We start from the raw sequence: 15,050 nt of genomic DNA, 5'->3' as shown, positions 1-15,050 counted from the left end.
TCATTGCTAAGATAATCAAAACAAGGTTGATTAGGACTATGGAGATGATTAAAATGAAATCACTTTTTAGGAAGGGTTGAACAAACTCGTAGTTTGGCGACTCCATTTCTTCCAATCTTCTCTTTGTTTCAGTTGCTACTAAATCTTCAATTTCGGATGTCGTTTTCATCTTAGTTTTCCTCCAAATACAAGTCAAGGGCCAGTTGTCCATATTGTTTGGTATAGCGATACCAGATGTAGAGGAACTCACCGACTGGTTTTCCAACACTCTCCTGGAACAAAGCCCACAAGAACCAATAATATGAGGTCACTGCTACATAAGCTAAGTAGTGACGTTTGGTTTTCTTATCTGGAACTCCTTGTAGATACAATTCTAGTACTTTTTCAGCATCCTCCACGGTATAATTGGAACACGCGATAAAGGTGCCCAAATCTCCTGCTGGCTCTCCCATTCCAGAATATTCCCAGTCAATCAAGCTCATTTCGCCTGCTTCATTTAACAAAAAATTAGGACTATAGGAATCTCCATGACAAAGGACAACCTGTTTCGGATCATTCTGTAAATAATTTTTGAGAATTGAGACAGTTTTATCCAATTCCTCGAGACCATCAAACTCAAATCGATTTCTAGCCTTCAATTTTTCTCTAAAATCATCAATCCCTTCAAATTGGTCAAAGGAATGTCCCGTTTTTTCTCCAGATTGGTGTAACCGTCTCAAGAGGTCCATTGCTTGTGCCACATCATCCCAATTATCATAATCCAGTTGCTTAGCATTAGGAATAAATTCTGAAATTTTCCAGCCCTCATCTTTGTTCATAGCTACAAAGGTACGGTCAATCTTTAATTTTGCAGCAATTTCCATAGAAGCTGCTTCACTAGCTCGGTCGATATAATTTTCTGTTCCCCTACCCGGATGACGGTAAACATATCTTTTCCCTAGACAGTCAAATGAAAATGATGTGTTGGTTAATCCATCTTTTAGTGGTTTGATATTGACAATATCTGAAGCCACACACTTTAATGTCTTACAGATATTATCAATAATGGCCGAATCTGCATTTACCAAATAACGTTCATCAAATTGACGTAGTTCATCTAGTGAATCAAATTCTTTAACAATATCCGCTGAATAGTGGCGCGCTTCTAAAAGGAGTTCTTTGACATGGCGACCATAGTAATCCTCCCAAAGCTGTTCCCGATAAGGTTCGTGTTTAAACTCGGTTTCTAAAACTTCCTTGAATTTCTCGCTGAATGCACGGTCGAAATAAACGTGCCCCACCATGGCCCAAGTATTTTCTCCACCAATCTGGATATCAATGATGGTGTGATTCGAATCCTCTATAACACAATATTCGTCCGTTTGACCTTCTGCGAATATCGTCGAGTAGTAACCTCTATAAATATATTGCTCAAAAGGATTTTCCACAAAATAATTATCCGATGAACAAATATACGTGTTGGAAAGTTGATCTTTAACCAACATAAGAGACGAACAGTTATTGTATTTGAAGTAATCATTATTCACTACAATTTTTACACCAAACTTCTCTGCAAGATAGAACATTTTTTCTTGAAGATAGCCTACAATAACGGTTATATCTTCTATTCCCGCTTCTTGCAGTTGTCTGATTTCCCTCTCTATCAAGCGTTCCCCCTTGACTTGAAGTAATCCTTTAGGAATCTCATAAGACAAAGGAGCAAAACGACTACTCATGCCAGCAGCCATTATAATGGCATTTTTTACTCGATAGGGTTCTAAAACTTTCTGACCTAGTTCTGTTAAGTGAAGCTCCTCATCAAGCCACTTCTCTTCTTTCAGTTTTTTCAATAATGTGTTGATTGTTCCTAAAGATAGGTCTAACTCTTCAGCTAACTGTCGCTGAGTAAATGTCTTTTCTTTATGTATCAACATAAAACGCAAAAGTTTAAATTGTTTTTCTGTTAGCATTCTTAGTCCTCCTGTTCAATTTTTTCTTACTCATATTATAATATGAACAAAAATGACTGTCAATTCAAATAGGGAAACAATGAGTAAAAATTAAGACCTTCTTCCCTTTCCTCAAAAAACATATAAATAAAAGAGCTCCTTATTCTGGAGCCCTGAAATATTTTATATTTTTGATAAGTAGTCGTATTAGGTTTCGCTTGATTGCAATCCTTATCCGCCGACTAAAAAGGTCACCCAGACTATAGAGGGATTACGTGCGCAATCTCCATCCACAACCTAAACTAGTCTCTCAGACTAGAGGAGAATTGCTTATGCAATCCTTATCCTCCGACTAAAAAGGTCCCCCGGACTATAGAGAGATTGCTTGCGCAATCCTTATCTACCGACTAAAAAGGTCCCCGGGACCTTTTTAGCCACCTAGATATGCTTTTCTGACTTCATCTGATGCTGCGAGTTCTTTTCCTGTTCCTGATAGGACGATCTTGCCTGTTTCAAGTACATAACCTCGGTCAGAGATAGCAAGGGCCTTGTTAGCGTTCTGTTCAATTAGGAGAACCGTTGTTCCTTGCTTCTGAATATCTTGAATGATATCGAAAATTTCTTGGATAAAGATCGGGGCAAGTCCCATTGACGGCTCATCCAAGAGAAGGAGCTTAGGTGTAGACATGAGAGCGCGTCCCATAGCCAGCATCTGCTGTTCACCACCTGAAAGAGTTGCCGCATCTTGGTTTTTACGCTCTTCAAGACGTGGGAAGCGTGAGAAAACTTTTTTCAAGTTAGCTTGATTTTCTTCACGATTTTTCTTTAAAAAGGCTCCCATTTCTAAGTTTTCCATAACAGTCAAACCTGGGAAAACATGGCGTCCCTCAGGGACTTGTGAAAGGCCACCTGCCACGATTTTTTGTGCAGGCAACTTTTGAATTTCTTTTCCCAAAAACTCAATTTTACCAGCACTTGGACGAACCAAACCTGAAAGGGTACGAAGAATGGTTGTTTTACCGGCACCATTGGCACCGATAAGGGAAACAACTTCACCTTCATTAACCTCGAAACTTACATCACGAACTGCTTGGATCATACCATAATGCACAGAGAGGTTTTCAACTTTTAACATAGACATTAGGCTTCACCTCCTAGATAAGCTTCGATAACACGTTTGTTGTTCTTGATCTCATCCGGAGTCCCATGAGCAATCAACCGACCATATTCAAGAACATAGATACGCTCAGTGACTTCCATAACCAAATTCATGTCATGTTCGATAAGCATGATGGTAATTTTAAATTCATCTTTGATACGACGGATCAATTCTGTCAATTCAGCTGTTTCTTGTGGATTCATACCAGCTGCAGGTTCGTCCAAAAAGAGGATCTTAGGTTCAGTTGCCAGAGCACGAACGATTTCTAATCGACGTTGTTGACCATAAGCCAGATTCTTGGCAAGAGTATCTGCGTCACCATCCAAATCAAAGATCTTCAACAAGTCCAAAGCTTTGCTTTTTAATTCTTCCTCATTCTTATAAAAAGCTGGTAGGCGTAGGAAGCTCGCAAGGACATGTTGTTTATGATGATTGCTAAATGCAATCAAAACATTCTCCAAAACTGTCAAGTCCTTGAACAAACGAATATTTTGGAAAGTACGACTGAGACCAAGTGAAGCAATCTTATAGGGAGTTTTCCCATTTAGGAGGTGACCATCTAGTGTCACAGTACCTTCGCTTGGTTCATAAACACCGGTCAAGAGATTGAAAAGGGTTGTTTTACCAGCTCCGTTTGGTCCAATCAGACCAACCAATTCTCCCTCGTTCAATTCAAGAGTGACATCTCCAACAGCTGTTAGACCGCCAAAATGTTTGGTTAACTGTTTAACTTCAAGTAATGCCATTAGTTTTGTCCCTCCTTCTTCGATTTTTTAAAGAAACGTGATAGACTCAATTCCCATGTCCCAAGAAGTCCACCTGGTCTGAAAATCATGACCAATACAAGAGCCAAAGCGTAGATAATCATACGTACGCTTGCTACATCCTGAAGGAGCATATTTAAAATTCCTAAAACAATCGCTGAAACGATGGTACCAGTAATCGATCCAAGTCCACCAAATACAACGATAATCAACACATTGATGGAATTAATAAAGGTGTAATCTTTTGGGACAACAGATCCGATAAAACCAGCCTGAAGTGAACCAGCAATACTTGCTGTAATGGCTCCAAAGACAAAAGCGATAATCTTGATCTTTGTGGTGTTTACCCCAACGGATTCTGCAGCAATCTCATCCTCACGAACAGATAGAGTAGAGCGTCCAATTGGACTACGTAAGAAGTTGAGAGTTGCAATAGTTGTGATCACCACAAATAGATAAACCATTTGCCAGTTAGTAAAGTTTGGAATACCCAAGATACCAGCAGCACCGTTGGTCAAACTGCCACCATTAATGATAAAGATACGAATGATTTCTGAAACACCTAGTGTCGCAACTGCCAGGTAGTCACCCTTCAAACGGAGTGTTGGGATCCCAACGAGCAAAGCGACTGCACCAGAAATCAAGGCACCCAAAACCATCGCTCCAAAGAAGGCACCATAGGTTGGTGATTTTGAACCAATAATCGCTGCTGCATAAGCCCCAATCGCCATAAAACCTGCATGACCGAGTGAAAATTGTCCTGAAAAACCAACGATTAAGTTCAAACCTACTGCAAGGATGATATTAATCCCAATTTGTTCTAAAATTTGTACATGGAATAGATTGAGAACACCAGCAGAAACCAGTACACTAATCAATCCATAACCCGCTAACAGAAGGAATAACCAGAGAATATTTATTTTAAGATTTGTCTTCATTGTTTACACCTTCTCTTTCACATTCTTACCAAGGATACCTGCAGGTCGAACAATCAGAATCAAAAGCAAGATTCCATACACGATAGCATCACGGAAATCAGACATACCAAAGGCAGTAGCAAATGTTTCCAACAAGCCAATCACAAATCCTCCTAGAGCTGCACCAGGAATAATCCCGATACCACCGAGTACGGCCGCAACGAATGATTTTAGACCTGGAGTCACACCCATCAAAGGTTCAAGAGAGTTGTAGTAAAGGGCAATGAGGACTCCTGCTGCACCAGCAAGGGCTGAACCCAAAGCAAAGGTAAAGCTGATTGTACGATTTACATTAATTCCCATCAATTGAGCTGCGTCACTATCAACTGATACCGCACGCATGGCTTTCCCCATTTTTGTTTTTTGGACGATCAATTGCAATAAAACCATCAAGAGTACAGAAACTGCTAAAATCATCAATTGAACATTTGTCAAGCTAATTGGTCCCAAGTCAAAGCGAACTGTTTCAATTGCTTGAGGGAAGGCACGAGTATTGGCGCCTACTAGATAAACCATTCCGTATTCCAGTAGGAAAGACACTCCGATGGCAGTAATCAATACAGCAATACGTGTAGAGTGTCGTAAAGGACGGTAGGCAAGAAACTCAATCACAACACCAAGTAGTGCGGTCCCTGCCATTGAAATAATTAAAGCTAAAAAGAAATCCATTTGGAAAGAATTAATCAAAAAGTAACCAATAAAGGCACCCATCATATAAATATCACCGTGGGCGAAGTTGATGAGTTTGATAATTCCATAAACCATGGTATAACCCAGAGCCAAAAGTGCATAAACACTACCCAGAATTAGACCATTCACAAGTTGTTGGAGCATAGCATTCACTCTTTTCTATCCTTATTTTTTAGAAAATTTCATTATTTTCACAAGTTCATAAACACCGAAACAGGGAGTGAGTCAAAGGCTCATTCCCCATTTCAATTACTATTCTAATGTTATGGTTTTACAACTTCTGCTTCTTCAACTTTACCATTGTTCATGGTCATCATGTAAGCAGTTTTCACAGTATTGTGGTCAGCATCAAAGCTTGTTTGACCAGTTACACCATCAAAATCTTTGGTTTTAGCAAGGTTGTCCTTGATCTCACCTGAGTTTTTAGCACCTTTTGCAGCATTTGCTACTAGGTAAACTGAGTCATAGGCCAAAGCTGAGAATGTTGAAGGCTCTTCATTGTATTTAGCACGGTATGCTTCAAGGAAAGCTTTAGCTTTTGCAGAAACATCAACTGTAGTTGAGAATCCAGAGATGAAGTAAATGTTTGATGCTCTTTCAGCAGTTGCTTGTTGAACAAATTCTTCACCGTTAAATCCATCACCACCAATGATTGGTTTATCAATTCCCATACCACGAGCTTGGTTTACAATTTTACCAGCTTCTGTGTAGTAACCTGGAACTACGATAGCGTCAAACTCTTTGTCTTTCATTTTAGTAAGGGCTGCTTGGAAGTCAGTATCACCTGCTACAAACGTTTCATCTGCTACAATCTCACCCTTGTAGGCTTCGCGGAAAGATTTAGCAATACCTTTTGCATAGTCACTAGCGTTGTCAGTATAAAGAACAACCTTCTTAGCATTCAATTTGTTTGTTACATAATTAGAAATAATCTTCCCTTGGAAGCTATCTTGGAATGTTCCAATAAATAGGTAATCTTGACCTTTAGTCAAACCGTCTTGAGTAGCACTTGGTGAAATCAATGGCACTCCAGCTTTAGTAGCGTTAGCTACAGCTGCAGCAGTTGCACCAGATGTCGCAGGTCCTACAATAGCTGCTACTTTTGATTGGGTAACAAGGTTTGTTGTAACAGAAGCTGCTTCAGCAGTTTCTGACTTGTTGTCTTTGTCTACAACTTCGATTTGTTTCCCATCAATTCCACCTGCAGCATTGATTTCGTCTACGGCAAGTTGGGCACCTTTTTGTTCAGCTGTACCGTAAGCTGCCACAGCACCTGTCTCTTCAAAGTTAAAACCGATTTTAATTGTTTTTTCGTCTACTGGATTTCCAGTTGTGTTTGACGCTCCTGACTTGACCTCTCCACAGGCAGCAAGAAGAGCCACACTAGCAAGAGCCACAAAAGATAGGGCAAATTTTTTCTTCATTTTTAATCTCCTTATAGTTGTTTCAAAAATTGTATGTTAAGAATATACCGAATTATCAGAAAATTGTCAATGTATTTGTTTAACTTTTTTAAATGATAACGTTTTCTTCAGTCCGATAGAGATTCCCAACGAAGGGGGGTTCTAGCTCTTGAATATGGCAACGTCTAATTTTCTTGATATATCTTTCCTTACCTAATCTCTCAACTAAGTCATCTAGCTCCTCAGTTGAAACATAGAGTTGCAAGTAACGATGTTTTTTAGAGTGGTAACAGATATCACCGTATTCCTGAATTTTTTTTGCATCTCGATTATAGTAGAGATAGATGATTAATCCTGATCGATTTGTTTTTTCAAACATGAGGAATCCTCTTTCTAAGAAATCTTCTCCTATTATATCAAAAAAAGCAAACTCCGTCGAGTTTACTTTCTAGGTTGCTTAGCTTAAAGAATTATTGGCCATGATTTCATCAATAAAGCCATATTCAAGTGTTTCTTGGGCACTCATCCAGTAATCACGTTCTGCATCTGCATGAATTTGCTCGACTGATTTACCAGAGTTATCTGCAAGGATTTGCTCCAAAGTCTTACGAGTTTTGAGCAAGTGCTCTGCAGCGATTGCCATATCGGTTTGTTGGGTACCACCACCTGTTCCACCCATTGGTTGGTGAATCATGTACTCCGCATTTGGAAGCATGAAACGTTTGCCTTTTGCGCCACTTGATGCAATAACAGTCCCCATAGATGCAGCCATCCCCATAACGATAGTTTGGACATCCGCTTTGATAAAGTTCATAGTATCAACGATTGCCAAACCAGCTGAAACAGATCCTCCAGGTGTGTTGACATAAAGGTAAATATCTTTTGTGCTATCTTGGGCATCCAAGAAGAGCAACTGAGCAATAACGGAGTTGGCCATGTTGTCTTCAACTGGACCTGTTAGCATGATGATGCGGTCTTTCAGAAGACGAGAGTAAATATCATAGGAACGTTCTCCACGGCTTGTTTGTTCAATAACTACAGGAATCATTCATTTCTCCTTTTATGTTTTATGTTGAATTTTCTTAGTCTTACGACTCAATACAGAACTATTATATCTTTTTGGTCAAAAAAGGTCAAATTTTTGCTCTATTCTCTAAACAGAAACAAAAACTCAACCTCCTTTCAAGTCAAAAACGAACTTCTAGTTTCACTATTTACTTTGGGATTTTATTTAGTACCGAACAAGCGGTCTCCAGCATCTCCAAGACCTGGAACGATATAACCGTGTTCGTTCAAGCGTTCATCCAAGGCTGCTGTAAAAATTTCTACATCTGGGTGAGCTTCTTGAAGAGCTTTCACTCCTTCTGGAGCAGATACTAGGCAGACAAACTTGATATTTGATGCGCCACGTTTTTTAAGGGAGTCAACAGCCAAGATAGCTGAACCACCCGTTGCCAACATTGGATCAACGACAAAGATTTGACGTTGGTCAATATCCTCAGGCAATTTCACCAAGTATTCAACTGGTTGAAGGGTTTCTTCATCACGGTACATACCGATATGACCAACTTTGGCTGCTGGAACCAAGCTCAAGAGGCCATCTACCATGCCGATACCTGCACGCAAGATTGGGACAATCGCCAATTTTTTACCAGCCAATTGTTTTTGAACGGTCTTTGTGATAGGTGTTTCGATTTCCACATCTTCAAGTGGAAGATCACGAAGTACTTCATATCCCATCAACATTGCAATCTCATCTACTAGTTCACGAAAAGCTTTTGTAGAAGTATCTGTACGTCGCAAGATTGACAATTTGTGTTGAATGAGTGGATGATTAATGACTTCAATTTTTCCCATTTTCTGAGTTCCTTCTTTCAATTTATTCTTCTTATTATATCAAAAAACGGTTTAAAAAGCTTTCTAAACCATTTATTTTTATTAATTTTTAAATCAAATCTGCCTCTTGAAGAGCTGTCTGAACAGTCTCTAATGGTAAATGGGTTAACTCGGTGCCTTTTTCTTGATAAAGGTACTGGGCATAGTCATCCATTCGGTACTGGTTGATATAAACCACGCGCTTGCAACCAACTTGAAGCAGTTGTTTGGTGCAGTTCAGACAAGGGAAATGGGTCACATAGGCTGTAAATCCTCTGGGAACCCCTCGCTCAGCCCCTTGGAGAATAGCATTAACCTCGGCGTGAAGGGTTCGAACACAGTGACCTTCAATGACCAGACATTCGTGGTCAATACAGTGCTCCGTTCCTGATACGGAACCATTATAGCCAGTTGAAATGACTTTATTGTCTTTGACTAAGACAGCTCCCACCTTGGCACGTTTGCAGGTCGAACGATTGGCAATCAGTAAAGCCTGGGCTGCAAAGTACTCATCCCAAGCCAGTCTTTTTTCTGTCATAAGTCTTCTCCTTATCCCCTATTTTTTGAAAAATGGCAAGCGTAAATCTGCAATCTTTTCAGCTGGAACCTTCATGCCATCCTTGATCCATTTGAGCAGAACCGATACGATGGCAGAACTCCAAAAGGAATGAAGGTAGCTACTAACGCCTTTTGATTTTCCGTGATATTTTTCTAGAAATTCCTGCATGGCTTGGACAAAAATCTTTTCCAAATGGTAGTCCAGAGCAAGTTGAATAACCTTGGCTTCTTTCTTGGCTGCGCGGAAAAGGTGTACCCAGACTAGATAAAGATCGGTTTTGACATCGTAGTGGCTCAACTGTTCCATAATATTATGGACACTGCGTTTAAAAACACTTTCCAAAATCTCTTCTTTGGAGTCATAGTTACGATAGAAGGCAGCACGAGAGACGCCCGCCCGTTTGACCAGCTCCGAAATACTGATCTTGGCCAAGTCTTTTTTCTCTAGAAGTTGCAAAAGAGCCGTCTCGATTGCTTCTCTGGTTAAAAAATTGGATTCTTGATTTGATTTTCTGAGATTTTCAAGAGATTTTTCAGATATTTTACGTTCAGACATAACAATTTCTTTCTACTTGTGACAACAGAGAGGTGGTACTTTTGTTTCAAGGGCTTTCATGATATAATTGTAAAAAAAGACAGAACCTTTGTCAATGTATAAGTGACAAAGATGGAGAATTTCTATGACTTGGAAGATTGTAGCTGACTCTGGTTGTGATTATCGTCAACTGGCAACTCCTGCTATTGATACGGAATTTGTTAGTGTTCCTTTAACCATTCAAGTAGCTGATCAGGTCTTTATCGATGATGCCAATCTTAACATTGACCACATGATGGAAACAATGTATGCGACTTCTGAGGCTTCAAAATCAGCTTGTCCTAGCCCTGATGATTACTTGCGTGCATTTGAAGGTGCTAAGCATATCTTTGTCGTTACTATCACTGGTACTCTTTCAGGTAGCCATAATAGTGCACAACTCGCTAAGAATATCCACCTTGAAGAACATCCTGACACTCAGATTCATGTGATCGATACATTGTCTGCAGGTGGTGAGGTTGACTTGATTGTCGATAAAATCAATAGCTTGATTGATCAAGGACTTTCTTATGAGGAAATTGTTAATGCTATTACAGCCTACCAAGAAAAAACGAAGTTGCTCTTTGTCCTCGCTAAGGTCGATAACTTGGTAAAAAATGGCCGTTTGAGTAAGCTTATCGGTACAGTTGTTGGCCTTCTCAACATCCGTATGGTTGGGGAAGCAAGTGAAACTGGAACCCTAGAACTACTCCAAAAAGCGCGTGGACCAAAAAAATCCCTTCAAGCAGCCTATGAAGAACTCATCAAGGCTGGCTACGCTGGTGGCCGTATCGTCATGGCTCATCGCAGCAATGATAAATTCTGTCAGCAATTGTCAGAACGCTTGCTGGAAACTTTCCCACAAGCGGATATCAAAATCATCCCGACGTCTGGTCTCTGTAGTTTCTATGCAGAAGATGGCGGTTTGTTGATGGGATATGAAATTAACTAAGATTATGAGCAACAAGAGATGCCAAGCATCTCTTGTTTTTTGTGGTACAATAGAGCTATGAAACATTTTGATACTATTGTCATTGGTGGAGGACCTGCAGGTATGATGGCTACGATTTCCAGTAGCTTTTATGGTCAGAAAACTCTTCTCATCGAAAAAAATCGCAAACTTGGGAAAAAATTAGCTGGAACGGGCGGTGGTCGTTGTAATGTAACCAACAATGGAACCTTAGATGACCTAATGGCAGGCATCCCGGGAAATGGGCGTTTTCTTTACAGTGTCTTCTCTCAGTTTGATAACCACGATATCATCAACTTTTTTACGGAAAATGGTGTTAAACTCAAGGTCGAAGACCATGGACGCGTCTTTCCTGCTAGTGACAAGTCTCGGACTATTATCGAGGCGCTAGAAAAGAAAATCACTGAACTCGGTGGTCAAGTTGCTACTCAAACAGAAATTATTTCGGTTAAAAAGATAGACGACCAGTTTGTCCTGAAATCCGCGGACCAGATCTTCACTTGTGATAAACTCATAGTCACAACAGGTGGAAAATCCTATCCTTCTACTGGTTCGACCGGATTTGGTCACGAAATTGCCCGCCATTTTAAGCACACCATTACCGAGCTTGAAGCTGCTGAGAGCCCATTGTTGACTGATTTTCCACATAAGGCCTTGCAGGGAATTTCCCTAGATGACGTGACCTTAAGCTATGGCAAGCATGTCATCACCCACGATCTGCTCTTTACACACTTTGGTTTTTCAGGCCCTGCTGCTCTACGTATGTCCAGCTTTGTCAAGGGCGGGGAGGTTCTCTCGCTAGATGTTTTGCCTCAACTTTCTGAAGAGGACTTGATTACATTTCTAGAAGATAATCGGGAAAAATCCTTGAAAAATGCTTTAAAAACTTTGCTTCCAGAACGCTTGGCAGAATTTTTGGTGCAAGGCTATCCTGACAAAGTTAAACAGCTAACTGAAAAAGAACGCGAGCAACTACTCCAGTCTATCAAGGCTCTCAAAATTCCTGTGACTGGCAAAATGTCTCTTGCCAAATCCTTTGTAACTAAAGGCGGTGTCAGTCTCAAGGAAATCAATCCCAAAACCCTCGAAAGTAAGCTGGTACCTGGGCTCCACTTTGCTGGCGAGGTCCTGGATATCAATGCCCACACGGGTGGCTTTAACATCACTTCTGCCCTCTGCACCGGATGGGTGGCAGGCTCCAATCCAATAAATACCAAGTAAGAAAGGAAGTCCTTTGGAACATATTATTTTACTAAGAGGCGTTACTCCTAATGGAAAAAATGCTATCCCGAAAATGTCTTATTTGGTAGATATTCTGACAGAAGCTGGTTTTCAACACGTTCGAACCTATATTCAAAGTGGGAATATCATTCTTGAAAGTGACTTAGATTTAGAAGAAATACGAGAACGCGTTCATACTCTGATAAAGGAAAAAATTGGGGCCGACTTAAAAATGGTTATCAAGAATAAGAACGATTTTGAAAAGATTGTTCATGAGAATCCATTTAGAGAAGACTATCTTTACGATCGTATACATGTGATTTTTTATCAGGGATTTATCCAAAGTCTGCCACTAGAAAAATTGAAAGCTGACTACGGTGAAGAAGAAATTTGTGTAGGTGATCACTGTCTCTACCTCTATCTCCCTAGAACTGCAAAACAAAAAAAGCTCAATACCAACTATCTTGAAAAATTGTTTGGCGTGGTTCTGACCATGCGAAAGTTAAACGTAGTTGAAAAACTATTAACCAAATAGTACTTGAAACCAGAAAAAATCAGCAGAGGTAACTCCGCTGATTTTTATTTTGTCTGTGTCTGAACATAAGTCGCAATGACATCTGATGTGTACTGGGCTGTTCCAGCTCCAAATTTGTCAATGTTTTCCTTAAACTCTGGGTTATAGACGTAGCCTTTGCCGATATGGCCGAAGACCTCAATAGAGCAGTCAAATCCATAAGTACGAATAGCTTGCAAGAGTTTGGCTGCTTGCTCTTGGTTTTCGACCGCTGTTGCAGCTAGCCCATTTTTAAGGTTTTGTGCCAAGGCTTGAAAAACTTGGTTGAAGGCGGCTGTAGCCTCATCTTCGCGACCTTTTTGGCGCTCGAGAGCCTGGCCCATGACTTCTTGTCCATACTTCTCTACCGCTTCTTGGTGGTATTTTTGATTGTCTTGATAGCTAAATCCAGTAAATTTTTCCTCAATCGTCATTTTTCTTTCTCCTTTTTGTTCTTGAATGGTTTTTTGCAAGGTGGAAATCAAGGTATCCAGATGTTGCCTTTCTTGGGTCAGATAGTCCAACTGTCTGGTCAAATGGGGCAATAAATCTGTCCTTTCTTCCTTTAACAGCTCTGCTATTTTTTCTAAAGAAAAGCCTAGATATTTATAATACAGAATGACCTGAAGTCGTTCCAAATCCTCTTGACTATAGGTTCGATAGCCGTTTTCTGACTTTAAAGGAACCAAGAGTCCTATCTTATCGTAGTGGTGCAGAGTCTTGACAGAGACACCTGAAAGCTGCGCAGCTTCTTTTATATGGTACATGATTTCCTCCTTACAAGAAATAGTATAACCCCTCCCCTTAGGTCAGAGTCAAGCGTTTTTGAGAAAAATTTTTAACTTTTTGAGAAAGGTGTGAAAACTTGAAAATGGTTTTCTTGACAGACCTTAGAAAACATGATAGGATAGTCAAGTCTATCAATCAAACAGAAGGCTCATAGAGAGCCATTGAGAGAGGGCTATTTGACAACTCAAGTAGCCTTTTCTTATTTTAAAAAAGGAGATTGGAGTTTCAACTATGTCAGAAAAATCGCAATGGGGCTCGAAACTAGGCTTTATTCTAGCATCTGCTGGTTCAGCTATCGGACTTGGAGCAGTTTGGAAATTTCCCTACATGACTGCTGCTAATGGCGGTGGGGGCTTTTTACTAGTCTTTCTCATTTCCACCATTTTAATCGGTTTCCCGCTCCTGCTGGCTGAGTTTGCCCTTGGCCGTAGTGCTGGCGTTTCCGCTATCAAAACCTTTGGAAAACTTGGTAACAATAGCAAGTACAACTTTATCGGTTGGATTGGTGCCTTTGCCCTCTTTATCCTCCTCTCCTTTTACAGTGTTATCGGAGGATGGATTCTGGTCTATCTGGGTATTGAGTTTGGGAAATTGTTCCAACTTGGTGGAACGGGTGATTATGCTCAGTTATTTTCTTCAATCATTTCAAATCCAGCCATTGCCCTAGGAGCTCAAGCAGCCTTTATCTTGTTGAATATCTTTATTGTATCACGTGGGGTTCAAAAAGGGATTGAAAGAGCTTCGAAAGTCATGATGCCGCTGCTCTTTATCATCTTTGTCGTCATCATCGGGCGCTCTCTCAGCTTGCCAAATGCCATGGAAGGGGTTCTCTACTTTCTCAAACCAGACTTTTCAAAACTAACTAGCGCTGGTCTCCTTTATGCTCTGGGACAATCTTTCTTTGCTCTCTCACTAGGGGTTACAGCCATGCTGACCTATGCATCCTACTTGGACAAGAAAACCAATCTGGTCCAGTCAGGGATTTCCATCGTAGCCATGAACATCTCGGTTTCCATCATGGCGGGACTAGCCATTTTCCCAGCCATGTCATCTTTCAATATCCAGTCGGAAGGGGGACCAAGCCTGCTCTTTATCGTCTTGCCTCAACTCTTTGACAAGATGCCTTTTGGAACTATTTTCTACATTCTTTTCCTCTTGCTTTTCCTCTTTGCGACGGTTACTTCCTCTGTCGTGATGCTGGAAATCAATGTGGGCAATATCACCAACCAGGACAACCGCAAGCGTGCTAAATGGAGTGCTATTTTAGGAATCTTGACCTTTGTTTTTGGAATTCCTTCAGCCCTTTCTTACGGTGTTATGGCGGATGTTCACATCTTTGGGAAGACCTTCTTTGATGCTATGGATTTCTTGGTTTCCAATCTCCTCATGCCATTTGGAGCTCTCTGCCTGTCACTTTTTACAGGCTATATCTTTAAAAAGGCTCTTGCTAAGGAGGAACTCCATCTCGATGAAAGAGCATGGAAACAGGGACTTTTCCAAGTCTGGCTCTTCCTTCTTCGTTTCATCATTCCTATTATCATCATTGTGGTTTTTATCGCCCAATTTATGTAAGCAAAAAGGACTTGAGT

At 40.5% G+C, this 15,050-nt stretch carries 16 protein-coding genes; 4 read left to right on the top strand and 12 right to left on the bottom strand.

Translation table 11 applies throughout. From position 1 onward, the window contains the following. Positions 1 to 170 precede the first annotated feature (170 nt). The 11 genes from GMD1S_RS03870 to GMD1S_RS03820 form a co-directional block, all read right to left on the bottom strand. Positions 171 to 1,949 carry a phosphotransferase gene (locus GMD1S_RS03870; protein ID WP_000954674.1) on the bottom strand — a complete coding sequence of 593 codons (1,779 nt, stop codon included), beginning with the start codon at positions 1,947 to 1,949 and terminating at the stop codon, positions 171 to 173. 409 nt (positions 1,950 to 2,358) lie between these two features. Further along, entirely contained in the window at positions 2,359 to 3,069 is a 711-nt protein-coding gene (locus GMD1S_RS03865) for an ABC transporter ATP-binding protein (RefSeq protein ID WP_000062204.1), read from the bottom strand. After that, entirely contained in the window at positions 3,069 to 3,833 is a 765-nt protein-coding gene (locus tag GMD1S_RS03860) for an ABC transporter ATP-binding protein (protein ID WP_001186014.1), read from the bottom strand. Before GMD1S_RS03860 ends, GMD1S_RS03865 begins: the two co-directional genes overlap by 1 nt. After that, positions 3,833 to 4,789, bottom strand: coding sequence for a branched-chain amino acid ABC transporter permease (locus GMD1S_RS03855; RefSeq protein ID WP_000856249.1), 957 nt, complete (start codon positions 4,787 to 4,789; stop codon positions 3,833 to 3,835). Before GMD1S_RS03855 ends, GMD1S_RS03860 begins: the two co-directional genes overlap by 1 nt. 3 nt (positions 4,790 to 4,792) lie before the next feature. Then, a complete protein-coding gene (locus GMD1S_RS03850; protein ID WP_000941413.1) occupies positions 4,793 to 5,662 on the bottom strand; it encodes a branched-chain amino acid ABC transporter permease in 870 nt (289 codons plus the stop codon). A gap of 119 nt (positions 5,663 to 5,781) precedes the next feature. Beyond that, positions 5,782 to 6,942: an ABC transporter substrate-binding protein gene (locus tag GMD1S_RS03845; RefSeq protein ID WP_000726128.1), complete on the bottom strand. Its 1,161-nt coding sequence runs from the start codon at positions 6,940 to 6,942 to the stop codon at positions 5,782 to 5,784. Between the two features lie 88 nt (positions 6,943 to 7,030). Further along, positions 7,031 to 7,300 (bottom strand): YlbG family protein, encoded by a 270-nt coding sequence (locus tag GMD1S_RS03840; RefSeq protein ID WP_000462104.1) that lies wholly within the window; start codon positions 7,298 to 7,300, stop codon positions 7,031 to 7,033. A gap of 78 nt (positions 7,301 to 7,378) precedes the next feature. Continuing rightward, positions 7,379 to 7,969 carry an ATP-dependent Clp protease proteolytic subunit ClpP gene (gene clpP, locus GMD1S_RS03835; RefSeq protein ID WP_000613467.1) on the bottom strand — a complete coding sequence of 197 codons (591 nt, stop codon included), beginning with the start codon at positions 7,967 to 7,969 and terminating at the stop codon, positions 7,379 to 7,381. A 179-nt stretch (positions 7,970 to 8,148) separates the two neighbouring features. Further along, positions 8,149 to 8,778 (bottom strand): uracil phosphoribosyltransferase, encoded by a 630-nt coding sequence (gene upp / locus GMD1S_RS03830; protein ID WP_000515974.1) that lies wholly within the window; start codon positions 8,776 to 8,778, stop codon positions 8,149 to 8,151. An 88-nt stretch (positions 8,779 to 8,866) separates the two neighbouring features. Then, positions 8,867 to 9,334, bottom strand: a complete 468-nt coding sequence (locus GMD1S_RS03825; RefSeq protein ID WP_000136994.1) for a deoxycytidylate deaminase — start codon at positions 9,332 to 9,334, stop codon at positions 8,867 to 8,869. 18 nt (positions 9,335 to 9,352) lie between these two features. Then, entirely contained in the window at positions 9,353 to 9,910 is a 558-nt protein-coding gene (locus GMD1S_RS03820; RefSeq protein WP_000003897.1) for a TetR/AcrR family transcriptional regulator, read from the bottom strand. 124 nt (positions 9,911 to 10,034) lie between these two features. Here GMD1S_RS03820 and GMD1S_RS03815 point away from each other — a divergent pair, with 124 nt between their 5' ends. From GMD1S_RS03815 to GMD1S_RS03805, 3 genes are read left to right on the top strand one after another with little or no spacing between them, the layout of a single operon-like run. Next, on the top strand, positions 10,035 to 10,880 hold the full coding sequence (locus tag GMD1S_RS03815) for a DegV family protein (RefSeq protein WP_000219955.1): 846 nt from the start codon (positions 10,035 to 10,037) through the stop codon (positions 10,878 to 10,880). A gap of 57 nt (positions 10,881 to 10,937) precedes the next feature. Continuing rightward, positions 10,938 to 12,119: an aminoacetone oxidase family FAD-binding enzyme gene (locus GMD1S_RS03810; protein WP_000680069.1), complete on the top strand. Its 1,182-nt coding sequence runs from the start codon at positions 10,938 to 10,940 to the stop codon at positions 12,117 to 12,119. 13 nt (positions 12,120 to 12,132) lie between these two features. Then, a complete protein-coding gene (locus tag GMD1S_RS03805) occupies positions 12,133 to 12,654 on the top strand; it encodes a DUF1697 domain-containing protein (RefSeq protein ID WP_008278230.1) in 522 nt (173 codons plus the stop codon). A gap of 44 nt (positions 12,655 to 12,698) precedes the next feature. On the opposite strand, the gene GMD1S_RS03800 is transcribed toward GMD1S_RS03805, so the two are convergent. Further along, a complete protein-coding gene (locus GMD1S_RS03800; protein ID WP_000274778.1) occupies positions 12,699 to 13,439 on the bottom strand; it encodes a MerR family transcriptional regulator in 741 nt (246 codons plus the stop codon). A 253-nt stretch (positions 13,440 to 13,692) separates the two neighbouring features. On the opposite strand from GMD1S_RS03800, the gene GMD1S_RS03795 reads away from it, so the two are divergent. Next, positions 13,693 to 15,033, top strand: coding sequence for a sodium-dependent transporter (locus GMD1S_RS03795; RefSeq protein ID WP_008278226.1), 1,341 nt, complete (start codon positions 13,693 to 13,695; stop codon positions 15,031 to 15,033). Positions 15,034 to 15,050 lie beyond the last annotated feature (17 nt).

Origin of the sequence: Streptococcus sp. GMD1S (assembly GCF_000296875.1) — a bacterium.
Classification (GTDB): Bacteria; Bacillota; Bacilli; order Lactobacillales; family Streptococcaceae; genus Streptococcus.
Note: the sequence above shows the minus strand (reverse complement) of the source record. Positions and strands in the feature narration are given on the sequence as shown.